Origin of the sequence: Natronorubrum marinum (assembly GCF_052040125.1) — an archaeon.
In the GTDB taxonomy this organism is placed as follows: Archaea; Halobacteriota; Halobacteria; order Halobacteriales; family Natrialbaceae; genus Natronorubrum.
This window is the reverse complement of record NZ_JBPPFV010000001.1, coordinates 1701785-1723454: the sequence shown is the minus strand read 5'-3', so window position 1 is coordinate 1723454 and position 21670 is coordinate 1701785. Positions and strand designations below refer to the sequence as shown.

Genomic DNA, 21670 nt, shown 5'->3' with positions numbered 1-21670 from the left:
GTGGCGTGAGTCGCTGCTACCGATTTGGTGAACACGCACCGGCTCCGGTGATTTCCACATTTTCCCAACCGAGTCACTCGCTTCCTGATAGTCGCTCGTTCATTCACAGGAAGACGCTTTGCGTCTTCCAGGCAGTCGCTCGTATTATCTGCGACGACCTCGCGCAATTCCAGGCTGCGGTTCGCTGTTCGCTCACCACAGCCTACGCGTCACCGCTACAGCCCACCGCGCGCCACTGGTGTGAGAGTATCAATTGCCGCCAATCCGAATTCGAGCCCCGCTCGAGGCCGCTTCCGTCAAAACAACCCGCCCTTCGAGTCCGTTATCCGCCAGCGCGTCTCGAGCCGCTGATTCGGCCTCGTCGGCGTGCGTACGGTCCATCACGCCGTAGACGACGGGGCCCCACGACGACTGGCCGACGCCCGTACAGACCGGACACGCCTCGAGCGTTTCGACGAGCGTCCCCGCGGGCGGTCGGAAGACGCCACCCTGCGCGTCGGCGTACCACGCGCCGTTCTTGCGGCCGATTTCGGCGATCGCCTCGCCGAAGGGCTCGAGTCGGCCCTCCGCGGCGGCGGGCAGCAGTTTCCGGGTGACGACGCCGGCGATTTCGTCCGCGACGGCGGGATCGGCGCGCTCGACGACGGTACGCATACTCGCGTCCTCGTCGTCGCCGCTGCGGCCGGGCTCGGCCTCGGGGACGACGACGAGGAATCGCCACTCGTCGGGGATCTCGTGTCGGGCGACGACCGGCGGGACCGTCCAGTCGCCCTCGGCCGGCGGCTCGGTCGTAAACCGGTTCGTCGGGTGGCCGGCGTCGACGACGAAGCCGCCGTCCTCGAACGTGCCGACGCCGACGCCGCTCCGACCGCCGCGTCCCATCGCAGGGGCCCGGTCTCGGATCTCCGGTTCGAGCCCGTGTGCCCGTGCCGTTGCGGCGAGTACTGACAGGGCGAGCTGGGTCCCGCTCCCGAGGCCGACGTGGCGCGGGAGCCGTTCCTCGAGCGCAATCGCAACGCCGGGAACGTCGAGAACGTCGACGGCTCGAGCGGCGTACTCGGAGACCAGCGGATCGTCGCACTCGACGCCGGAGGCGGGTTCGGCCACGACCGTTACGCTGGGCTCCTCGAGACCGACGCCGATGCCGCCGTAGAGTCGCCGCCGGGCGAGCGAGAGGTTCTGAAAGCCGACGTGGAGTCGCGCGCCTGCGGTGACGGTCGCGGTCGTCATACGCTGCGGTAGGGAGGCCCCCGGGAAGGGGATTTCGACGCTGGCAACGACTGTGAACGTCTCGAACGCGGCGGACCACACATCGTCGAGCCATCTGCTCACAAACTGTGGAGACGTAGCGACTATACCGCTTGCGGCGACAGTCTCCGTCGATGGACACCGCGTCGGTCGTCGTCCCCGCCCGCGAGGAGGTCGCGCGTCTCGAGCGAACGCTCGACTCGCTCGTGGGGCAGGTCTTCGACGGCGAACTCGAGGTCGTCGTGGTCGCCAGCGGCTCGGCGACGCTGGCAGCCGCCCGCGAGCATTCGGTTACCGACCGCGTGCTCGTCGACGAACGGGAAAACGGGCCGGGAACGGCTCGAAACCAGGGTGCTGAGGCGGCCACCGGTGACCTCCTCCTCTTTACCGACGCCGACACGGTCGTTCCTCCGGCGTGGGTTCGATGCCACCGACGCCACTACGCGACGCCTTCGGTCGTCGGCGTCGGCGGGCCGCTTCGTCCCATCACCGGCGCGGTTCGACACCGACTGCTGTTTCGGCTCCTCTCGGACTGGTGGTACCGCCTCAGTTGGCCCCTCGGCTTCGTCCAGCAACCCGGCTGTAACTGCAGCGTTCGTCGCTCGGCGTTCGAGGCGGTCGGCGGCTTCGACGAGTCGCTGCCATTTCTCGAGGACACCGACCTCTCGCTACGACTGCGCGACGAGGGACTGGTCGTCTACGATCACACCTGCCCGGTCGAGACCTCGGCCCGTCGCCAGCGCGAGGAGGGGTATCTCCCCCTCTTTCTCGCATATTTCAGGGGGTATCTCGAGTACGCGATTCCCGGCCGGTCGCCGTCTCGAGCGCATTTTCGCTAATCAGTCGCGGACTCGGGCCACCGCTCGCGCCGATCGACGGCCGGATGGTTCCAACGCAGTGTTCCCGACGGCGCGTTCGGAGTTCCAGCCGACCGGGATTGTCGCTGTGTCTTTATACGATCGTGATCCGTACCGACTGGACGTGACGCGAAACGGCTCACTCGGCGGCGTCGTGCTCGCGGGCGGTTACTCCACGCGTTTCGGCGAGAGCGACAAGGCCGTCGCCGACCTCGCCGGGACGCCGATGATCCGTCGCGTCGTCGACCGCCTCGCGAGGGTGGCTGACGACTGCGTGGTCAACTGTCGGACGGACCAACTCGAGCCGATCCGAGACGCGCTCTCGGGCAGCGGCGTCGACCCCCGCTACGCGACCGATCCGGTTCCAGACCGCGGCCCGCTTTCGGGGATGCAGATCGGTCTCGAGGCGCTCGACCGCGAGTACGCCGTCGTCGTGGCCTGCGACATGCCCTTCGTCGATCCCGTTCTGCTCGAGGTGCTTCACGACCGCGCCCGCGGGCACGACGGTGCCGTCGTTCGACTCGCAGATGGCTGGTTGCAGCCGATGCAGGCCGTCTACCGCACCGAGACGATGGCTCGCGTTTGCGAGGAGCGACTCTCGGCCGGGGACGGCCGAGTGATGGCTGCACTCGAGGAACTCGACCTCGCGACGGTCGCCGAAGCCGACCTCGAGTGCGTCTCCGACCGAACGTTCGACAGCATCGACACGCAGGCGGCGCGACGGGACGCGACGCGGCGGCTCGAGCAGTCCTAGCCCTGCGGGGCGGCGCGAAAATCCTCCCTTCGAAAAAACGACGCCGATTCAGTCCTGCTTTGCGCCGGGGTTCGTCACCGCACCATTGGCTGCCGAGTCGAACGTCTGGCCGTACTTCGCCAGCACGCCGCTCGTGTAGTTCGGCTCGGGCGGGTCGCGGGCCTCGAGTCGCCGCTCGATTTCTTCGTCGGAGAGATCCACGGAGAGTTCGAGTTCGTCGATGTCGATGGTGATCGTGTCACCGTCCTCGAGCGCCGCGATCGGACCGCCGGCGGCGGCCTCGGGCGCGACGTGGCCGATGGAGAAGCCTCGAGTGGCGCCGGAGAACCGGCCGTCGGTAAAGAGCGCGACGTCTTCGGCGTGGCCCTGACCGGCGACAGCCGAGGTGACGCCGAGCATCTCGCGCATGCCGGGACCGCCCTGGGGACCCTCGTTGCGGATGCCGATAACGTCGCCGGTCTCGACGTTGCCCTCCTGGACGTACGCCATCGCCGTCTCCTCTTGCTCGAAGATGCGGACCGGCCCCTCGTGATGGAGGTGGTCCTCGCCCGTGATCTTGATGACCGCGCCGTCGGGCGCGAGGTTCCCCGTGAGGATGCGGATGGCACCGCGCTCGTGGATCGGGTCGTCGACGGTGTAGAGGAAGTCGGCGTCGAGTTCCGAAATCGCCGGTGGATCGACGCGCTCGAGCGCCTCGGCCATCGTCTCGCCGGTGACGGTCAGCGCGTCCCCGTGGAGCAGGTCCGCTTCCAGCAACTCCCGCAGGACGACCGGGACGCCGCCGACCTCGTGGAGGTCGTTCATCACGCGCGCGCCGCTGGGCTGGAGTTTGGCGATCTTCGGCGTGCGGGCGCTGATCTCGTTGAAGTCCTCGATGTCGAGCTCGACGCCGGCCTCGGCGGCCATCGCCAGCAGGTGGAGCACGGCGTTGGTCGAGCCGCCGATGGCAACCTGGAGCGCGATGGCGTTCTCGAAGGACTTTCGCGAGAGGAAGTCCGAGGGTTTTCGCTGCTCGTGGACGGCTTCGACGGCGAGTTCGCCGCTCTCGCGGGCGACCTCGTAGCGCTCGTCGTCCTCGGCGGGCGGCGACGAGGAACCGAGCGGGGCGAAGCCGATCGTCTCGGAGATCGAGGCCATCGTGTTGGCGGTGAACATTCCGCCGCAGGAGCCGGCGCCGGGACAGGCGTTGTGCTCCATCTCGTCGAGTTCCTCCTCGGTCATCTCGCCGTCGGCTACGGAGCCGACGCCCTCGAAGACGTTCTGGACCGTGATCTCGCGACCCTCGTGCTCGCCGGGCATGATGGAGCCGCCGTAGAGGAAGACGCTCGGCAGGTCGGTGCGGATAGCGGCCATCATCATCCCGGGCATGTTCTTGTCGCAGCCGCCGATGGTGACGAGTCCGTCCATGCGCTCGCCGAATGCGACCAGTTCGACGGAGTCGGCGATCACTTCTCGAGAGATCAGGGAAGCCTTCATTCCCTCGGTCCCCATCGAAATGGCGTCGGAGATGGTGACCGTCCCGAACTCGATCGGCATCCCATCGGCTTCATCGACGGCGTCGTAGGCAGACTGGGCCACGTCGTCTAAGTGGACGTTACAGGGTGTGATGTCGGCGGCCGGGTTCGCGACGCCGATCATCGGCGAGGCGAGGTCGTCGTCGTCGTACCCCATCGCGCGGAACATCGCCCGGTGGGGTGCCCGTTCGGTCCCCTCGGTGACCTCCTTGCTCGGTAACTCGTCGGGTTTGCCCTCCGCGGGCGATCGCTGTTCGGGCTGTTGACTCATACCGGGGAAATGCCTCCTCGGCGCTTAAAGGCCCCGGATACGGACACCAGTCCCGTCGAACTGTAGTCGAACGAGTTCGGGTGATCGTCGGGGGTACTCGCGTTCTGCGGACAACGGTCACCGGCACGCGACGGGAACCGAACGCCGCTCGATCGCGCAATTTTCGTCGGTTGTAACCCGGACATTCCTCACAGATCGTAACTCATGTCCACCTGTGACTATCCTCCGCAGGCGAGTGCATGGACCGTCGCTTTCCTGCACGACGCTTTCAACCCTCTGTCGTCGACTGGTGTGTAAGAACGACAGATGCACAAGTACTGTCTCGAATGTGACTGGCACGCAAATACGGAGGACGGATGTACGCCCGAGGAGGTCTCGAAACGCGCGATCGATCACTTCGTGGAGACGGGACACGCCGTCGACTCGATCAGGCTCCCGCCGCCGGTCGTCATCGAAAACTGAGTCAGCCGTATATTTTTGCCGATAGGACGGGTTCTCTCGCTCCTCGTATACACTCGTCGACGATCTGTGACAAATCTGGAGAGCCGACTCGAGTCGAGTATTGTAAATCCGACCGAAGAAATCGGTAGCAACCGCGTCCGTCGGCAATCGGTTCGTTACTCGCCGCCGGGGAACTGCTCGAGCTCCGAGAGTACGAGTTCCTGGCTGATCTCGAACGCCTCGCCCTCGAAGTCGGCGTCGATTTCGACGAACTTCTCGTCGCCGATCACGTCGACGAGAATCGACTCGTCGTCGGGGTTGACGCCCGCAAAGTGCGATCCGGCGCCGGTGTCGAGCTCCGCGACGATCTCGTAGTCGTCGACGCGCACGATTTGGGTCTTTGCGCCGCTGGTGCTCGGAATCACGCCGTAGCGGAACTCGGAGTCGTAGTCGACCATGTGGGGGGTCTCTTCGAGACCGTCACCGAGATCGATCTCGTCGGTGACCGTGAAGTCGTCACCGTCCGGTTCGATGACGTACAGCGTCGCGGTACCCTGGTCGACGGCCCACAGTTCGTAGTCGTCGTCGCTGTCGCCGGGGACGAGGCCGATACCGTGGAAGTCCGGAATCGCGACGTCGTCGGCTTCGATATCCTCGTCGGCGTAGTCGTCGATCGGGTCGGGTTCGATGACCTGGACCAGTTCGCGGCTCTCGACGTCGAGGACGGCGACGCCCGGCTCGTCGCCGGCGATGGCGTGAGGGCCGGACTGCTGGTCGGGACCGCGGGTCGTCGCGAACATGTACTCGCCGTCCGGCGAGGCCGTCAAAATGTCCGGGGAGGTGCCGGCGTTCTCGATTTCGTCGATGACTTCGTCGGTTTCGGGGTCGACGACGAAGCCGTCGTCGGTGTCCCGGTTGACCATCCACAGTTCCTCGTTGTCCGGCGTAAACCAGACGCCGTGAGTGTCGTAGCCGTTACTGTCTCGAGTGACCGCCTCGAGGTCGTAATCCTCGTCGGCTTCACCGGTCTCCGGGTTGATCGGGCGGTGTTCGTCGGTGTCGAAGACCCACCACTCGCCCGCTGGGTCGGCGCCGTCGACGTCGGCGCGGCCGGCGTTGACGTAGAACTTCGCTTCCTCGGGGTGAGCGATCGTCCCGCAGTTTGCGGGAATATCCGGGAACTCCTCGACGATTTCGAAGGTTTCGAAGTCGAACACGAGGAGACCGCCGTCGCCGTAGCCGGGTCCGAGCGTCACGTAGGCGTACTGTCCGTCCTGCGTGTAGTCGTGGCAGACCGGACTGGCGCTGGCGAACGCCGCCTCGGTTCCGTCGCCACCGTCGTCGCCGTTCTCGTCGTCACCGTTGTCGTCGTCGCCTCCCAGACAGCCTGCGAGTGCGACCCCACCAACGACAGTACTCGTCTGCAGAAATCGGCGTCGAGTTTTCCGTGCTGTCATGTTCAGCACCTAGGTACTACCAAGTATAATACCTTCGTTCTGAGGCCGTGAAAGCGCCGAATACGGCCGCCTCACAGATACAGGTAACAATTTCCGCTTGCCAGTATTGTGGTCAATACTGGCCGATACCGGTGACGAATCTCGGGTTCGGTGTCGCGGCCGCTGTTCGAAGACTGCATCGATTGCGCCGGCGACGCCGCCTCGAGACCGTCGGTTGTCCCCTTCGAGCGGGTCGCGAGAACCTGCCGACGACGCTCGAGGATACACGACCGGGATTGCGGTGGTATCGGCGACGATCACGGGATATAAATCCGTTCTCCCCTCACCTTCGACCAAGATGAAACGTCGACGGGTGCTGTACACTGGTGTCGCAGCCGGCGCGCTCGCCGTCGGAGCCGGTTGTTTCGGCGACGACGACGGCGGCGATGAGGGGGACGATGACGAGGACGGAGGTGACGATGGGTTCGATGCGTTACCTCGGGTCGAAGACCCTCCAAACGCGACGTACCTGCCGTCGCACCGCGACGGGATGATCGCACTGGAGACGGTAACCGCCGGAGAGTTCGCGCTGTCGCCGATGCTGTCGATCCCGCACTTCTTCTGGACCATGCCGGGACCGACGGAAGTCGACCCGCCCGCAGACGACGCCGTCCACCTGATGGCCACGGTCTGGGATCCCGACACCGAGGTCGTTATCCCCGTCGCCGTCGGCTCGACGATCGAACTGACGAAAGACGGCGAGTCCGTCTCCGAACGCTCCCCGTGGACGATGATCTCTCAGGGGATGGGGTTCCACCTCGGCGACAACGTCCCGATCGACGGCAACGGCACGTACACCGCGACCGTCTCCCTCGAGTCGATCTCCGACATCCGACTGACCGGCGAGTTGGCGGACCGATTCGACGAGGGCGTAACGGCCACGTTCGAGTTCGAGATCACCGACGAGGCGCGTCACGATATGGTCGATCGAATCGAATTCTTCGACGAGGACCGCTGGGGCGACCGCGATGCGGTTCCTCCGATGGGACAGGGCAGCGACGAGCATGGCGATCACGACGACGAACACGGTGACGGCGATCGCGACGACGAACACGACAACCACGGCGACAGTGACGACCATGAGGACGGGGACGGCGACCACGATCACGGCCACGGCCACCACGACCACGAGATGCCGTACTCGTCGCTCCCGCCGGCCGAGGACCTGCCGGGAGATCTCCTGGGCGAGCCAACCCTCGACGACGGCGTTTACGCGACGACGGTGCTGTCCGCAGGGTCTCGGTTCGTCGACGATGACGAGCGCTATCTCGCCGTCTCGCCGAGGACGCCGTACAACCGCTGCGTGCTCTCCCAGCAGTCGCTCTCGATCCGACTCGAGCGCGACGGCGAGACGGTCGCCGACCCCGAACTGACCCCGACGCTCGACCACGAACTGAACTTCCATTACGGGGTGGCGCTCGAGGACGTCGAGGCGGGTGACGAACTCCACATCGTGGTCGAGAGCCCGCCGCAGGTCTCCCGCCATCAGGGGTACGAGACGGCCTTCCTGTCGACGGGCGAACTGACGCTCGAGATCGAGGACGCCTGACGATGGGAAAAGGGAAACAGCTGACGATGGGTCGGGCGAGACGTTTCCTCGCGGTCGTTCTCGTCGCGGTGCTCTGCGCCAGCGTGGGAGCCGCCGGGTTCGCCGGGACCGCCGGCGCGGGCGACAGCGCGACGATCTTCGAGGTCGAACCGGAGGACGCCCAGGCACCGCCGGGCGAGACGATCCACGTTGCGATCGTGATGACCAGTGACGGCGGTTACGGCGGCGTCGGCATCGAACGGGTCGCTTTCGGCGTCGAGTACGACAGCGACGTGCTGGCGCTCGAGAAGATCACCCGCGGTCCCTGGTTCGAACAGGATAACGAGACCGAGATCGTCACCGAAACGGATATCGACGACGAGAAGGGGTACGCGTTCATCGATCAGTACCGCGATCCGCCCGACGGCGGCTCGACGGGCCAGGCGCGGATGGCGACGCTCACGTTCACCGTCGCGGACGACGCTCACGGCGAAACCTCGCCGGTCAACGTCACGGACGTCGAGTCCGAGTTGACCAACGACTGGCCGCTCCAGTCGTTCACCCACAACGGAAGCGTTTCCGTGGACGACGATGCCGAGGTTGTCGGCGCATCGCCGCCCGAGCCGATCGAGGACGATGAAACGGCGGGCGGAGACGACGGGACGGGCGACGAACCGCTTTCCGGCTTCGGAATCGTCGCTGCGGTCGCAGTCCTCGCCGCGCTCGCGGCGGGCGTCGGCTATCGACGCGCTTGAGGGAACTGCTCGCTCGAGGCTATCGCTCCACTGTCTCGTTTTTGCCGAAATGTCTCGCTGAAACCGGCCGTCGCCGTTAGCCCCGGCGCTCGAGGATTCGCTCGATGATCAGCCGCGTCGAGAGGATCTCCTCGCCGTCCGCGGGATCGCGCCCGCTCGCACGCTCGACGGTGCAGTCGATCCCGCGGCGCTCGAGTTCGCTCTCGATGCCCGCGGCGTCGTGGTGCTGGTCGTGGCCCAGCGCGATCACGTCGGGATCGATCTCCTCGATCGGAACGAAGATGTCCTCCTCGTGGCCGAGGATCGCCTCGTCGACGGCCTCGAGCGCGTCGACGACGTCCCGGCGCTGCGTCCCGGGGCAGATCGGCTTCTCCTTGTGGTCGACGTTCGCCTTGCGCGCGACGATGACGTACAGTTCGTCGCCCATCGCCGCGGCCTCCTTCAGGTAGTGGACATGGCCCGGATGGATGATGTCGAACGTTCCCTGGGCGATAACCGTCCGCGTCATGTCCGCCTCCGTCGGGCGGTCGAACGTCCCGTCGCGGGTGTAGTCGTGAACACGGTCGTCGTTGTCGGCGTCGTCTCGAGAATCATACTAACGTCTGAGTTCGTCGTCGATATCCGCCTGCGTAAAGTCGAAGAAGTCCTCGGTTTCGGGAAGCTCCACGTCGATCACGTTCAACTGGGTCCGCTGGCCCTGCGAATCGAAGGCCTGCCAGTCCGAACGGCGGTACGGCGCGCCGATGATGACGTGGACGCTGCCCCGACCGAACGTCTCTAAGTCCGCAGCGCTCGGGCTGATCACCCCGTTCGGGTGGGAGTGAACGCTGCCGAGTGCCTTCACGTCGTTCGGAATCTGGCTCGTCTTGACGGTCGCGCTGACGCTGTTCGACTCGGTGCCGGGGACGACGAGAATGTCCGTAATGACGAGTCCGTCGCTGTCGAGCCCCAGCCGATCCGCCTCGGTCCCCCGGAGGAATCCCATGTACTCGTTCGGGTGGGACGCCTCCGAGGACTCGATGGCGAACTCGAGCGTCTCCTCGGCGATACCGAGAATCGAACTCGAGCGAAACAGCGCGTCGAACAACCCCATGTGACGACCTGAGTGCTTGCGGTTGCTAAACGTTCCGATCAGGTACGCGACTCGAGTTTCCGCCTCGATTGGCCGCTGCGTCAGGCCGGTCCAGTCCGCGAAAACTATGTGAATTTTCCGTGATAATTATCGGCGGTCACCCGGTGTGGATACACTCTTACGCGGAATAGCGGGGCGTTTTTCTGGAGGGTGTTCGTACCACGAGTTATGTCATTAGACGAAGATTCACTCGACTATCATCGCGAGAACCCACCGGGGAAGATCGAAATTCGGACGACGAAATCGACAAGCACCCAGCGCGATCTCTCGCTTGCGTACTCGCCCGGCGTCGCCGCGCCGTGTCTGGAGATCGACGCGGACGAGAACGAGGCGTACACCTACACGGCCAAGGGGAACCTCGTCGGCGTCGTCTCGAACGGCTCTGCCGTCCTTGGTCTCGGCGACATCGGCGCGCAGGCGTCGAAACCCGTCATGGAGGGGAAGGGCGTCCTGTTCAAGCGCTTCGCGGATATCGACGTCTTCGACATCGAACTCGACCACGACGACGTCGACGCCTTCGTCGAGTCGGTCGCGGCGATGGAGCCGACCTTCGGCGGGGTCAACCTAGAGGACATCGGCGCGCCCGACTGCTTTCGGATCGAGGAACGACTCAGAGAGCGCATGGACGTTCCGGTCTTTCACGACGACCAGCACGGAACCGCGATCATCTCCGGGGCCGCACTGCTGAACGCCACCGAAATCGCCGGAAAGGATCTCGAGACGCTCTCCGTCACCTTCGCTGGCGCGGGCGCTGCGGCGCTCGCGACCGCTCGATTCTTCGTCTCGCTCGGGGTCCGGAAGGAGAACATCACGATGGTCGATATCGACGGCATTTTGACGACCGCTCGAGCGGAGGCCGACGATCTCGACCCCTACAGCCGCGAGTTCGCTCGCGACGTCCCCGACGGCGAGTTGGAAGACGCGATGGTCGACGCGGACGTCTTCGTCGGGCTCTCCGTCGGCGGCATCGTGAGCGCGGAGATGGTCCAGTCGATGGCCGAGGAGCCGATCCTGTTCGCGATGGCCAACCCTAACCCCGAGATCGACTACGAGACGGCGAAAACGGCCCGGGACGACACCGTCATCATGGCGACCGGGCGCTCGGACTACCCGAACCAGGTCAACAACGTCCTCGGCTTCCCCTTCATCTTCCGCGGGGCGCTCGACGTCCGCGCGGCCGAAATCAACGAGGCGATGAAGGTCGCGGCCGCGGAGGCCATCGCCGACCTCGCGAAAAAGGACGTCCCCGACGCCGTCCGCAAGGCCTACGGCGAGCAACCGCTGCAGTTCGGTTCCGAGTACATCATCCCGAAACCGCTCGATCCCCGGGTGCTGTTCGAGGTAGCCCCCGCCGTCGCTCGCGCCGCGATGGAGTCCGGCGCCGCGCGAGCGGAGCTCGATCCCGAGGCGTACGTCGAACGCCTCGAGGCCCGTCTCGGCAAGTCCCGGGAGATGATGCGGACCGTGTTCAACAAGGCCAAGAGCGATCCGAAGCGCCTCGCGCTAGCCGAGGGTGGCAACGAGAAGATCATCCGGGCCGCGGCCCAGATCGAAGAGCGAGAGATCGCCCAGCCGGTCCTGATCGGCGACGAAGACGAGATCAAGACGACCGTCGCGAATCTGGGACTCGAGTTTCAGCCCGAGGTCGTCGATCCGAGCGCGGGCGACTACGGGGAATACACCGACGCGCTCTACGAGCGCCGACAGCGAAAGGGCGTGACGCGCACTGAGGCAGTTGATCTGATCCGGGACAGCAACTACTTCGCGTCCGTGATGGTCGATCAGGGCGACGCCGACGCGATGCTGACCGGACTGACGAACCACTATCCGTCGGCGCTTCGACCGCCGCTGCAGGTGATCGGGACGGCTCCCGACACCGACTACGCCGCCGGCGTCTACATGCTCACGTTCAAGAACCGCGTCGTCTTCCTCGCGGATACGACCGTCAATCAGGATCCCGACGAGGAGGTGCTGGCCGAGATCACGCGCCACACCGCCGATCTCGCCCGACGGTTCAACGTCGAACCGCGTGCCGCGTTGCTGTCGTATTCGGACTTCGGCAGCGTCGACAACGAGGGGACGCGAAAGCCCCGACAGGCCGCCGAGCGGCTTCGCGAGGATCCGAGCGTCGACTTCCCGGTCGACGGGGAGATGCAGGCCGACACCGCCGTCGTCGAGGAACTGCTCGAGGGCAGCTACGAGTTCACCGACCTCGACGAGCCCGCGAACGTGCTCGTCCTCCCCAATCTCGAGGCGGGGAACATCTGCTACAAACTGCTCCAGCGACTCGGCGGCGCCGAGGCGATCGGGCCGATGCTCGTCGGCATGGGCGAGCCGGTTCACGTCCTCCAGCGCGACGACGAGGTCACGGATATCGTGAACCTGGCCGCCGTCGCGACCGTCGACGCGCAGGACGAGTAGCTGCTCTCACGGCTCCGTTGAGCCCCATTCTTCAGCGGTATTTAGCGTGAAACGCACGCTCGTTCCACGTGAACGTAACATTCAGGATTCTATCTCCCTTGATCGATACTAGGGAGTGTATGAATGGGTGATTCGTCGAAGACCGGTGCCGTTCTGATAGTACTTGCAATGCTTGTTACCCCAGCATACATCGCCGTTATAGCGGCTGATATTGATCCTCTTCTCCACGGACGGTTGTTGGGGCCGTTGATTGCCGTCCTTCTTGTTCTGGGTGCGGGACAGATACTCAGTGATGAGTGATTCGACAGAGCCACTCCCGCCGGTCTCGCGGTCGGTCTCGAGGACACGAGACGGTCGGTGACGACGAGCGGTGGTGACGACCTGCGGCGAACGACAGCACCGCTCGCGGGCCGAACTGTGTCTTCACCGACAGCCCCCGGCGACAGCGTCGCTTCTTCTTGACAAGGGTTATACGCGACCGTCCCAAACTACGGGCCAAGATGACACGAGCGTCCGCCGGGGAACCCGGCGCAGACGACGGGGATTCCGTCGTCTACGATCTCGCTGCCGAGTGTACTGCAGACGACGTCGAACACGGCCAGGCTTACCTCGCCGAAATCAACGGCATCGTCGACTACGGCGTCTTCGTCGATCTCTCTGACTCCGTCTCCGGACTCGTCCACGAATCCGTCCTCGAGGGCACCTACGGCGTCGGCGACGAACTCGTCGTCGAACTCGAGGCCGTCCGAGACAACGGCGATATGGCGTTCGAGCCCGCCGACGTCGGCGACGACTACGCGGTCGACGCCGTCGCCCACGACTACAGCCTCACCGGCACCGACCGCCTCGAGGCCACCATCGGCGACCAGATTCACCTCGAAGGCGAGGTCGTGCAGGTCAAACAGACCGCCGGCCCGACGATCTTCCACGTCGCAGACGAGTACGGCGTCGTCCCGTGTGCGGCCTTCGAGGAGGCAGGCGTCCGCGCCTTCCCCGCCGTCGAAGTCGGCGACGTCGTCCGCGTCACCGGCACCCCCGAACACCGTGAGGGATCGGTCCAGATCGAGGTCGACGGCCTCTCGAAACTCGAGGGCGAAGACGCCGAGGACGCCCGCGATCGACTCGCGGAGGCCCTCGAGGTCCGCGCGGAACCCCACGACGTCGAGCCGCTGATCGACTGGCCCGCGTTCGAGAAGCTCCGACCGAACCTCCAGGAGGTCGCGAAACTGCTCCGCCGGACCGTTCTCGAGGGCCGTCCGATCCGCGTTCGTCACCACGCCGACGGCGACGGGATGTGCGCTGCCGTGCCCGTCCAGATCGCGCTCCAGCGATTCATCGCGGAGGTCCACGAAGACGAGAACGCGCCGCGACACCTGATCAAGCGCCTCCCCGCGAAGGCCCCCTTCTACGAGATGGAAGACGCCACGCGGGACCTGAACTTCGCGCTCGAGGACCGCGAAAAGCACGGCCAGCAGCTGCCCCTGTTGCTTATGCTCGACAACGGCTCGACGGCCGAGGACGTCCCGGCCTACGAGACGCTGGCCCACTACGATATCCCGATCGTCGCGGTCGATCACCACCACCCCGACCCCGAGGCCGTCGAGGACCTCCTCGACGCACACGTCAATCCCTACCTCCACGACGAGGACTACCGGATCACGACGGGGATGCTCTGTGTGGAACTCGCGCGGATGATCGACCCCGAGATTACCGACGAACTTCGCCACGTCCCCGCCGTCGCCGGCCTCTCGGATCGCTCGAAGGCCGACGCGATGGGCGACTACCTCGAACTCGCCGCTGCGGAGGGCTACGACGAGGAGCGGCTGCAGGATCTCAGCGAGGCGCTTGACTACGCGGCCTTCTGGCTGCGCTATAACTCCGGCGATCAGCTGATTCAGGACCTGCTCCAGATCGACGCGAACGACGAGGAGCGCCACCGCGAACTCGTTTCCTTCCTCGCGGACCGCGCTCGCAACGATGTCGACGTCCAACTCGACGCGGCGATGCCCCACCTCGAGCACGAGGACCTCGACAACGGCGCTCACCTCTACCGGATCGACGTCGAGAACTACGCCCACCGCTTTACGTACCCCGCGCCGGGGAAGACCACTGGCGAGATTCACGACCGCAAGATCGAGGAGACCGGCGATCCCGTGATCACGGTCGGCTACGGTCCCGACTTCGCCGTCCTTCGATCCGACGGCGTTCGACTGGACATCCCCAACATGGTCACCGAACTCGAGGAAGAAATTTCGGGCGGCGGCGTCTCCGGCGGCGGCCACCTCGTCGTCGGCTCGATCAAGTTCGTCAAGGGCAAACGCGAAGAAGTGATCGACGCCTTAGTCGACAAGATGGAAGACGCGGAGATCGACGAAGCGCTCTCGAGCGCCGCGCCGATCGACGACTGAGCGCCTATCCATCGGTCGGTTTCACCTTCGTCTGCGATCCGTTTTGAGACGGAGCGACGGCTGGATTCGGTTTTCGTTCGGAACTGAGCGGATCTCGTGCAGCGGCGCGCCGGATCGTGGTGGCTAAATCGAGGACTGCGGTGTGACTCCGTGCGAGAGTTGTTGTCGACTCGGTTTTAATCCGACCCGTGACGTGGCGTGTAGCCACAGTCGACGCACTCGAGGGAGTCGTGGTGGGACTGGAGGGAGCCGGTACATTCGGGACAGCGGTAGTCGTGAGTTGCGGACTGACTGGTTGCCATGTCCGGACCGGAGCAGTCGATGCATATAAGCTCGCCTATTATCGAGGTAGAAGTATTCTGTGACAATACAATGCGTATATATGACTGTGTTTGCTGGTGAGTGGTCACTCGAGTATCCAGTTTCGACGATAGCTCGAGGCCGTCCGTCGGATCGAACTTCCGTCGACTAGAACTGGTACCGTCGCTCGTCGTCCATCGTCGGATACTGGTCCGCGCCGGTCATCTCCTCGAAGGTCATCCCCGAGAGGTACTCGTCGTAGGTAACGTCGTAGGCCGACCGAAGCTGGAAGTCGAGTTTACCCGTTTCGACGGTCGACTGGAACAGCATGTGGATCGCCCGCCGGACGAGTTCGTCCGTCTCGTCGGGTTCTAAGGCGGCCTCGAGCAGGGCGAGTTCGTTTTTCGTTTCTCGGTCGAGCGAGACGCTGAGGTCGTCGTCGAAGGCGGTGTAGGACTCCTGTACGTCGTCGTTGAGATCGTCGAGGCTCATACGGGTGGAGACTCGAGCCGACGGGATAGGGCTTTCGTGCTATGGGTGTCCGAGTTAGAACACAGCGGCTGTGACGATCAGTGTGCTGTGGTATTACATTTGGAAACGGACGTCTACGAAGACGAGCACTCTGCTGACGCTGGCGGCGGTGAGTGCCACTTCCTCCCCAACCGATTCGTTCGCTCCTTCCAGTCACTCACTCATCCCTCGCACGAAGTTGTGCCGCGGTTCGCTTTCCGCTCACCGCGGCCACAGCGCGCGCCACCGCGCCTGGTTCAGTTAGACTGGAGAAACACGTCCCTTCCCGAGTCAATACGACCGACCGAGAACCGCCACCAGTAAGACGGCCCGGTCGCTAGCCCGACCAATGAGCGAGCGCGACGGTGCCGGCGACGCGGACGGGGTCAACGACTGGTCGCTGCCCGAGGATCTCGAGGCCGTTCAGGCGGCCCTGATCGAGTGGTACGAGGGCGACCACCGCGACTTTCCGTGGCGGCGGACGGACGATCCCTACGCGATCCTCGTCAGCGAGGTGATGAGCCAGCAGACCCAGCTGGATCGCGTGGTCGAAGCCTGGGAGGAATTTCTCGAGCGGTGGCCGACGACGGCCGATCTCGCCGCCGCGGATCGAGCTGACGTCGTGGGCTTCTGGACGAGTCACAGCCTCGGGTACAACAACCGGGCGAAGTACCTCCACGAGTCGGCCGGCCAGATCGAGTCGGAGTACGACGGCACCTTCCCCGAAACGCCCGACGAACTGCAGGAGCTGATGGGCGTCGGTCCCTACACCGCCAACGCCGTCGCGAGTTTCGCGTTCAACAACGGCGACGCCGTGGTCGACACGAATGTCAAGCGAGTCACCTACCGCGCCTTCTCGATTCCGGACGACGATTCGGCCTTCGAGGCGGGCGCGAACGACCTCATGCCCGAGGGCGAGTCGCGGGTCTGGAACAACGCGATCATGGAACTCGGCGGCGTCGCCTGCACGCAGACCCCCCGCTGCGACGAGGTGGGCTGTCCGTGGCGCGAGTGGTGTGATGCCTACGCGAGCGGCGACTTCACCGCGCCCGACGTCCCCACCCAGCCCTCCTTCGAGGGGAGCCGTCGGCAGTTCCGCGGGCGCGTGATTGGGACCTTACGGGAGTACGACGAACTCGAGTTGGACACGCTCGGTCATCGAATCCGCGTCGACTACGTGCCGGAGGGCGAATACGGCCGCGAGTGGCTGACGGGGCTGCTTTCGGACCTCGAGTCCGACGGGCTGGTCGACCTCGAGCGGAGCGACTCCGACGCCGAACTCGTCGCGCGACTGCAGCGCTAATTCCCAACTCGAGCCCCCTATTGACGATCAAATCACGAGAAAGACCAGAATCGCGACGATAATGAAAACGGCCTTCAGGCCCGTGTTGACGACGATCACCTTCGTGCCGAACTCCGAGCCCCAGATGCCGTACTGAAACGGGATCGATCGCTTGACCGTGCCGATGGTCAGCGAGAACAGACTTCCGACGAGTAGCGTGATCACCGCCTCGGTCGGCGTGAGTACGTCGCCGATCATGGGGGCGACCGTGATCGCCCCCGTCGTCGGATCGACCAATGAGACGAGGATCACCGGCACCGCCGCGGCCGGGAGCCCGAGGACGCCGGCAACCGGATCGACGACCGCAGCGGGCTCCTGTATGCCGACGTAGGCGAGCGCGCCGACGAGTTGCTCGCTGTACTCGAGGGCCACGAAGACCAGCGAGTAGACGAGCGCCAGCCGCGGGACGATCGATCGAAGCCGCTCGAGCGTTTTCTCTCCGGCCTGTCGGAGTTTGTCCCGGTGCGTTCGACCCCCGCCGTCACCCTCGCCGTCCTCGGGGACCTCGGGGTCGACGACACTCCCGTCGTACTCGTAGCCCCGGAGCAAGAGCGCACCGGCGAGGAGGCCGACGATCGAGATGGCCAGCGAGATGCCGGCCCGCGCGCCGACGTACATGAGACCGGCGTGGAGCCCGAGAATCGGAATCAGGACGGGTCCGTAGTAGGTGAAGATGTGCTGGACGAAGCCGAAGAAGGTGTTGATGACGACGGCGATCAGCGTGGCCCGGTCGTCGAGCAGCCCGGACTCGCGAAACTCCGCGAGCATCCCGTAGCCGGCGGTGACCGAGACCGTGTTCGTCAGGACGGCGGCCCCGACCTCGTCGGGGAGGTTCGCCGGCTCCGTCAGGTACCGTCCCACGCGGGCGATCACGTCGACGATCCCGTACTCGACGGCTAGGTTCGCTAATCCGACGCCGATACCGATGAGCACCGAAATCGTCAGGACCCGCGGGAGGGCTTCGGTCAACAGGACGGAGAGGAGCGACTCCACGCCGATCCGTTCGAATCGCCGAAAGATATGGCCGTCGGATCGACCCAGTTGCCGGGACTCACCGACGCGACCGGTCGAAGCCGTGTCGCTTGGCTCGCATATTTCAACCGGGTCCCCGAAAACCACCCATGGCAGACGTCCACGTCACCGCAGTCTGTGGGAGCCTTCGCGACGCGAGTACCACCCGAATCGCCCTCGAGCGCGTCCTCGGAGCGGCCGAAGCGGGCGGCGCGAGCACGGAACTAATCGATCTCCGGAAGTACGAACTGCCCGTTTTCGACGCGGATCAGGATCGGAAGGACGCGGGCGACGCGGCGGAACTCGCGGCCAGCTTGCGCGAGGCCGACGCGATCGTTCTCGGCTCGCCCATGTATCACGGATCGTACGCGTCGCCGCTGAAGACGGCCCTCGACTACTGCGGCTTCGACGAGTTCAGGGGGAAGACCGTCGGATTACTCGCCGTTTCTGGCGGTGCGTTTCCCGTGACGGCCTTAGAGCACATGCGCTCGGTCTGTCGGGCGCTGAACGCCTGGGTGATCCCCCACGAGGCCGCGATCGCGAACTCCCACTCAGCGTTCGAGGACGGCGAGTTCGTCGAGGAAAAACTCGAGGAACGGGTCGCGACGCTGGGGCGGCGTGCCGTACAGTACGCCACGATCGAGCCGGATCCGGACTCGTTCCAGGGCGACCAGAACGTCGGTGCGGAGGGGAAGTAATCAGGGCTCGAGCAACTGCTCGAAGCGCCGCTGGTGGGCGAGGAAGGCGAACAGCGCGAAGACGACCACGCCGACCTGCAGCGCCTCGATGCGAATGACGATCGTGGTGATCTCGAGCGCCAGCGGCGGCGTCGCGATCGCCCACTCGGTGAACCAGGCCGACGCGAGCAGCAACGACGCGCCGACGGCGAGCAGTAGGCCGGGGACGAGCGGCGTCCGCGCCGTTCGGGACGGCGACCGATGGCGGAAGACGTGTCGCTCGAGGGAGAACTGTCCGACGAGCACGCCGGCGAGCAGTGCCGTCGCGACGAGAATCCCGCCGACGCCGCCGATCTGTTCGGCGACGAACAGCCAGCCAACCCAGCCACCGGTCAACAGCAACGCGGCGGCGAGTCGCATCGGCTCGAGGAGGTCCCCCAGTTCGCTGATGGTCGCGCCGAAAACGCCGGCTCTGAGGAGCGCGCCGCAGAAGAGGATTCCCAGTCCAGCGAGTGCAGTCGACGTCGTCCGCGAGTCGACGACGAGGGTGAACCAGAAACCGACGGCGATCGCTTCCACGGTGGCCGCCGAAAGCGCCGCGGTCAGCCCGACGACCCGCCGGCGGGTCGTTCGGCCGAGGACGCCAGGCTGACGGATGACGCTCATACCCCGTTCCACTCAGTCCGCCCCTTTCGTTATGTGAGCCATTATATCGCACGGTAATGCGGGCGTAATCGCGTCGTTGCCGGTGTCGAATTTATACGAGGGTAACGGATCGTTTTACTAATAGGTCGCGCGAGCCGGTGTCCGCGCGAGCGAACGACTGCGCTCGACGTCGTCGAGTCGGTGTGGAGGATAGCGCGCGGCACAGTAGCGATGGACCGACCACTGCTTGTAGTCTCGCCTGCACCCGGCCGCTCTCGGTCGGCGACTGGTCGCTTGAAGGAGCCTTGAGAGTCGCTCGAGCGACCGTTCGATCGAGTAGGGGCCGGTTACTCGGACGAACGCGCTGCGGTAGTCGACGTGTACTGTTCGGGAAAACGATTCGCGCGGCCGAAACGTTGGACAGAACTATTTAGGGGGATGTGGTCGGCACTAATTATGCCCGAAACCGAGCAACAGGACAAGACGCTGGCCGAGACCGTCGTCAGAGAAGCAGTCGGAATGGGAATGGAGTCGCCGCTGCGCGATTCCATCCTCGAGGCCGTCGAGGAGGCGGACGGATCGACGGGCGGGAAGACGAGTCTGCCGCTGGCGGGCGCCCTCTTCGGTGCCGGTGCTGCGCTCGGCTTTCTTGCGGGTCGACAATCTCCCGAACTCGAGGACACTTCGCTCGAGGATCTGCAGGAGCCGGAGATCATCGAAGACGTGGTCGAGGGGACGACGTCGACCGCCGAAGAGACGAAAGCGAGCGCCGAGGAGACGATGAGCGACGACGATTCCGGAGCGGAGACGGAAGCCGAGAGCGGCTCGAGTCGACTGCCGCGGATGCTGCTCGTCGTCGGTCTTCTCGCCGGTGTCGCGCTCATTCGCCGTCGACTCTCCGGCGACGAGGAAGACGAGTGGGAGCCGATCGAGGAGTTCGAACCCGCGACGAGTGCCGAGTCGGAGGAGTTCGACGACGAGGACGAACTGGAAGCCGACGTCGACGGCGACGAGTCGGACGAGATGGAAGAAGAGGAAGAGGAGTAAGTCGCGGAACTCGGTGCCGAGTGCCCTCGAGCGGCAGACGACCGATGCGTTCGTTTTCGCGACGACGACTGCAACCCGCAGGACAGCCACTGGAGAACGGCCACGGAGATCGAAATCCGGCGGGTGGCGGCTGGCCGGCGGCTGACGAAGGAGCTAAGAGGGCGACGCCGACAGTGTGAACCCAATGGAGACGACCCACCGCGTCTTCGTCGGTGACTCTCGGGATCTCGCCGCGATCGACGACGCCTCCGTCGAACTCGTCGTCACGTCCCCGCCGTACCCCATGATCGAGATGTGGGACGAGCTGTTTACGGCGCTCGATCCGGCGATCGGCGACGCGCTCGAGTCCGGCGACGGCCGCGCGGCGTTCGACGCGATGCACGCCCAGCTCGACCGCGTCTGGGCGGAACTCGAGCGCGTGCTCGTCGACGGCGGCATCGCCTGTGTCAACGTCGGCGACGCGACGCGGACGATCGACGGGAGCTTTCGCGTCTATCCGAACCACGCCCGCGTGCTCGAGGCCTTCGAGTCCCGCGGCTTCGATCCCCTGCCGGACGTGCTCTGGCGCAAGCCGGCCAACAGCGCGGCCAAGTTCATGGGCAGCGGGATGATCCCGCCGAACGCGTACGTTACCTTAGAACACGAGTACGTGCTGCTCTTCCGGAAGGGCGGCGAGAGCCGCGGCTTCGAGCCGGGGGCCGACCGGCGCTACGAGGCCGCCTACTTCTGGGAGGAGCGCAACCGCTGGTTCACGGACGTCTGGACCGACGTGCAGGGCGAACTGCAGGCTCTCGACGGCGGCGACGGGGTGGAGGATCTCCGCGATCGGTCGGCCGCCTACCCGCTCGAGATCCCCTATCGTCTGATCTGTATGTACTCGGCCTACGGCGACACCGTCCTCGATCCGTTCTGGGGGACTGGAACCACGACGTTCGCGGCCATGTGTGCCGGCCGCCACTCACTCGGTTCAGAGCTCGAGGCGGCCTTCGTCGAACGGTTCGACGACCGCGTGCCCGACATCCCGGCCCTGTCTCGGTCGATCGGGCGGACGCGCCTCGAGCGCCACCGCGAGTTCGTCGCGAGCCGTCGCGAGGACGGAAAGGGGTTCGAGTACGAGGCCGAACACTACGACACGCCGGTCGTGACCAAGATGGAGCGAGGAATTCGACTGCGCGAAGTCGATGCGATCGAGGCGCTCGATGACGATACCGACGACGGTGAGGGCGACGACGGCAACGATGGCGACGACGAGTACGGCTATCGGGCCGAACACGTGCCGCTGGGCCTCAGTGACGACGCTCGGTAGATGGTAA

21 protein-coding genes are annotated in these 21670 nt (G+C 65.2%); 12 read left to right on the top strand and 9 right to left on the bottom strand.

The annotated features are described in order from the left end of the window. Positions 1-249: 249 nt before the first annotated feature. Positions 250-1230, bottom strand: a complete 981-nt coding sequence (locus tag ACSFC5_RS08495; RefSeq protein WP_440764780.1) for a beta-ribofuranosylaminobenzene 5'-phosphate synthase family protein — start codon at positions 1228-1230, stop codon at positions 250-252. Positions 1231-1382: 152 nt separating this feature from the next. On the opposite strand from ACSFC5_RS08495, the gene ACSFC5_RS08490 reads away from it, so the two are divergent. Beyond that, entirely contained in the window at positions 1383-2087 is a 705-nt protein-coding gene (locus tag ACSFC5_RS08490) for a glycosyltransferase (RefSeq protein ID WP_440764779.1), read from the top strand. A gap of 142 nt (positions 2088-2229) precedes the next feature. Next, positions 2230-2859, top strand: a complete 630-nt coding sequence (gene mobA, locus ACSFC5_RS08485; RefSeq protein ID WP_440764778.1) for a molybdenum cofactor guanylyltransferase — start codon at positions 2230-2232, stop codon at positions 2857-2859. 48 nt (positions 2860-2907) lie between these two features. On the opposite strand, the gene ilvD is transcribed toward mobA, so the two are convergent. Then, positions 2908-4644, bottom strand: a complete 1737-nt coding sequence (gene ilvD / locus ACSFC5_RS08480) for a dihydroxy-acid dehydratase (RefSeq protein ID WP_440764777.1) — start codon at positions 4642-4644, stop codon at positions 2908-2910. A gap of 306 nt (positions 4645-4950) precedes the next feature. Between ilvD and ACSFC5_RS08475 the strand changes: the two genes are divergently transcribed. Next, entirely contained in the window at positions 4951-5106 is a 156-nt protein-coding gene (locus ACSFC5_RS08475) for a hypothetical protein (protein WP_440764776.1), read from the top strand. A gap of 155 nt (positions 5107-5261) precedes the next feature. Here the strand turns inward: ACSFC5_RS08475 and ACSFC5_RS08470 are convergent, their stop codons facing one another. Then, positions 5262-6542: a YncE family protein gene (locus tag ACSFC5_RS08470; RefSeq protein WP_440764775.1), complete on the bottom strand. Its 1281-nt coding sequence runs from the start codon at positions 6540-6542 to the stop codon at positions 5262-5264. Positions 6543-6879: 337 nt separating this feature from the next. On the opposite strand from ACSFC5_RS08470, the gene ACSFC5_RS08465 reads away from it, so the two are divergent. Next, on the top strand, positions 6880-8130 hold the full coding sequence (locus ACSFC5_RS08465) for a DUF7350 domain-containing protein (RefSeq protein ID WP_440764774.1): 1251 nt from the start codon (positions 6880-6882) through the stop codon (positions 8128-8130). Positions 8131-8132: 2 nt separating this feature from the next. Further along, complete coding sequence (locus ACSFC5_RS08460; protein WP_440764773.1) at positions 8133-8864, top strand: cohesin domain-containing protein; 732 nt, start codon at positions 8133-8135, stop codon at positions 8862-8864. Positions 8865-8940: 76 nt separating this feature from the next. Here ACSFC5_RS08460 and ACSFC5_RS08455 read toward each other — a convergent pair whose 3' ends face one another. Together ACSFC5_RS08455 and ACSFC5_RS08450 are read right to left on the bottom strand one after the other, a co-directional pair. Beyond that, positions 8941-9372, bottom strand: a complete 432-nt coding sequence (locus ACSFC5_RS08455; protein ID WP_440764772.1) for an FAD synthase family protein — start codon at positions 9370-9372, stop codon at positions 8941-8943. 87 nt (positions 9373-9459) lie between these two features. Further along, complete coding sequence (locus tag ACSFC5_RS08450; RefSeq protein WP_440764771.1) at positions 9460-9957, bottom strand: Mov34/MPN/PAD-1 family protein; 498 nt, start codon at positions 9955-9957, stop codon at positions 9460-9462. A 207-nt stretch (positions 9958-10164) separates the two neighbouring features. Here ACSFC5_RS08450 and ACSFC5_RS08445 point away from each other — a divergent pair, with 207 nt between their 5' ends. From ACSFC5_RS08445 to han, 3 genes are all read left to right on the top strand, one after another. Then, positions 10165-12417: an NADP-dependent malic enzyme gene (locus ACSFC5_RS08445; RefSeq protein WP_440764770.1), complete on the top strand. Its 2253-nt coding sequence runs from the start codon at positions 10165-10167 to the stop codon at positions 12415-12417. A 123-nt stretch (positions 12418-12540) separates the two neighbouring features. Further along, entirely contained in the window at positions 12541-12717 is a 177-nt protein-coding gene (locus ACSFC5_RS08440) for a hypothetical protein (protein ID WP_440764769.1), read from the top strand. A 200-nt stretch (positions 12718-12917) separates the two neighbouring features. Beyond that, positions 12918-14825 carry a Hef-associated nuclease gene (gene han, locus ACSFC5_RS08435; RefSeq protein WP_440764768.1) on the top strand — a complete coding sequence of 636 codons (1908 nt, stop codon included), beginning with the start codon at positions 12918-12920 and terminating at the stop codon, positions 14823-14825. 176 nt (positions 14826-15001) lie between these two features. Here han and ACSFC5_RS08430 read toward each other — a convergent pair whose 3' ends face one another. Both ACSFC5_RS08430 and ACSFC5_RS08425 read right to left on the bottom strand, forming a co-directional pair. Next, entirely contained in the window at positions 15002-15127 is a 126-nt protein-coding gene (locus ACSFC5_RS08430; protein WP_440764767.1) for a hypothetical protein, read from the bottom strand. Between the two features lie 166 nt (positions 15128-15293). Further along, entirely contained in the window at positions 15294-15617 is a 324-nt protein-coding gene (locus tag ACSFC5_RS08425; RefSeq protein WP_440764766.1) for a ribbon-helix-helix protein, read from the bottom strand. Between the two features lie 367 nt (positions 15618-15984). Here ACSFC5_RS08425 and ACSFC5_RS08420 point away from each other — a divergent pair, with 367 nt between their 5' ends. Continuing rightward, positions 15985-16938 carry an HhH-GPD family protein gene (locus tag ACSFC5_RS08420; RefSeq protein ID WP_440764765.1) on the top strand — a complete coding sequence of 318 codons (954 nt, stop codon included), beginning with the start codon at positions 15985-15987 and terminating at the stop codon, positions 16936-16938. Positions 16939-16965: 27 nt separating this feature from the next. Here ACSFC5_RS08420 and ACSFC5_RS08415 read toward each other — a convergent pair whose 3' ends face one another. Continuing rightward, positions 16966-17970: a nucleoside recognition protein gene (locus ACSFC5_RS08415; protein ID WP_440764764.1), complete on the bottom strand. Its 1005-nt coding sequence runs from the start codon at positions 17968-17970 to the stop codon at positions 16966-16968. A gap of 128 nt (positions 17971-18098) precedes the next feature. Between ACSFC5_RS08415 and ACSFC5_RS08410 the strand changes: the two genes are divergently transcribed. Further along, positions 18099-18686 carry an NADPH-dependent FMN reductase gene (locus ACSFC5_RS08410; protein ID WP_440764763.1) on the top strand — a complete coding sequence of 196 codons (588 nt, stop codon included), beginning with the start codon at positions 18099-18101 and terminating at the stop codon, positions 18684-18686. Here the strand turns inward: ACSFC5_RS08410 and ACSFC5_RS08405 are convergent, their stop codons facing one another. Beyond that, on the bottom strand, positions 18687-19331 hold the full coding sequence (locus ACSFC5_RS08405; protein ID WP_440764762.1) for a hypothetical protein: 645 nt from the start codon (positions 19329-19331) through the stop codon (positions 18687-18689). A 435-nt stretch (positions 19332-19766) separates the two neighbouring features. On the opposite strand from ACSFC5_RS08405, the gene ACSFC5_RS08400 reads away from it, so the two are divergent. Beyond that, positions 19767-20357 carry a hypothetical protein gene (locus ACSFC5_RS08400; RefSeq protein WP_440764761.1) on the top strand — a complete coding sequence of 197 codons (591 nt, stop codon included), beginning with the start codon at positions 19767-19769 and terminating at the stop codon, positions 20355-20357. A 184-nt stretch (positions 20358-20541) separates the two neighbouring features. Then, positions 20542-21663: a DNA-methyltransferase gene (locus tag ACSFC5_RS08395; protein WP_440764760.1), complete on the top strand. Its 1122-nt coding sequence runs from the start codon at positions 20542-20544 to the stop codon at positions 21661-21663. Positions 21664-21670 lie beyond the last annotated feature (7 nt).

Bases quoted from the DNA above. Each gene is read 5' to 3' on its own strand.
- ACSFC5_RS08495 (WP_440764780.1), bottom strand. From the start codon at position 1,230: ATGACGACCGCGACCGTCACCGCAGGCGCGCGACTCCACGTCGGCTTT.
- ACSFC5_RS08490 (WP_440764779.1), top strand. From the start codon at position 1,383: ATGGACACCGCGTCGGTCGTCGTCCCCGCCCGCGAGGAGGTCGCGCGT.
- ilvD (WP_440764777.1), bottom strand. From the start codon at position 4,644: ATGAGTCAACAGCCCGAACAGCGATCGCCCGCGGAGGGCAAACCCGAC.
- ACSFC5_RS08475 (WP_440764776.1), top strand. From the start codon at position 4,951: ATGCACAAGTACTGTCTCGAATGTGACTGGCACGCAAATACGGAGGAC.
- ACSFC5_RS08470 (WP_440764775.1), bottom strand. From the start codon at position 6,542: ATGACAGCACGGAAAACTCGACGCCGATTTCTGCAGACGAGTACTGTC.
- ACSFC5_RS08465 (WP_440764774.1), top strand. From the start codon at position 6,880: ATGAAACGTCGACGGGTGCTGTACACTGGTGTCGCAGCCGGCGCGCTC.
- ACSFC5_RS08460 (WP_440764773.1), top strand. From the start codon at position 8,133: ATGGGAAAAGGGAAACAGCTGACGATGGGTCGGGCGAGACGTTTCCTC.
- ACSFC5_RS08455 (WP_440764772.1), bottom strand. From the start codon at position 9,372: ATGACGCGGACGGTTATCGCCCAGGGAACGTTCGACATCATCCATCCG.
- ACSFC5_RS08450 (WP_440764771.1), bottom strand. From the start codon at position 9,957: ATGGGGTTGTTCGACGCGCTGTTTCGCTCGAGTTCGATTCTCGGTATC.
- ACSFC5_RS08445 (WP_440764770.1), top strand. From the start codon at position 10,165: ATGTCATTAGACGAAGATTCACTCGACTATCATCGCGAGAACCCACCG.
- ACSFC5_RS08440 (WP_440764769.1), top strand. From the start codon at position 12,541: ATGGGTGATTCGTCGAAGACCGGTGCCGTTCTGATAGTACTTGCAATG.
- han (WP_440764768.1), top strand. From the start codon at position 12,918: ATGACACGAGCGTCCGCCGGGGAACCCGGCGCAGACGACGGGGATTCC.
- ACSFC5_RS08430 (WP_440764767.1), bottom strand. From the start codon at position 15,127: ATGGCAACCAGTCAGTCCGCAACTCACGACTACCGCTGTCCCGAATGT.
- ACSFC5_RS08425 (WP_440764766.1), bottom strand. From the start codon at position 15,617: ATGAGCCTCGACGATCTCAACGACGACGTACAGGAGTCCTACACCGCC.
- ACSFC5_RS08420 (WP_440764765.1), top strand. From the start codon at position 15,985: ATGAGCGAGCGCGACGGTGCCGGCGACGCGGACGGGGTCAACGACTGG.
- ACSFC5_RS08410 (WP_440764763.1), top strand. From the start codon at position 18,099: ATGGCAGACGTCCACGTCACCGCAGTCTGTGGGAGCCTTCGCGACGCG.
- ACSFC5_RS08405 (WP_440764762.1), bottom strand. From the start codon at position 19,331: ATGAGCGTCATCCGTCAGCCTGGCGTCCTCGGCCGAACGACCCGCCGG.
- ACSFC5_RS08400 (WP_440764761.1), top strand. From the start codon at position 19,767: ATGCCCGAAACCGAGCAACAGGACAAGACGCTGGCCGAGACCGTCGTC.
- ACSFC5_RS08395 (WP_440764760.1), top strand. From the start codon at position 20,542: ATGGAGACGACCCACCGCGTCTTCGTCGGTGACTCTCGGGATCTCGCC.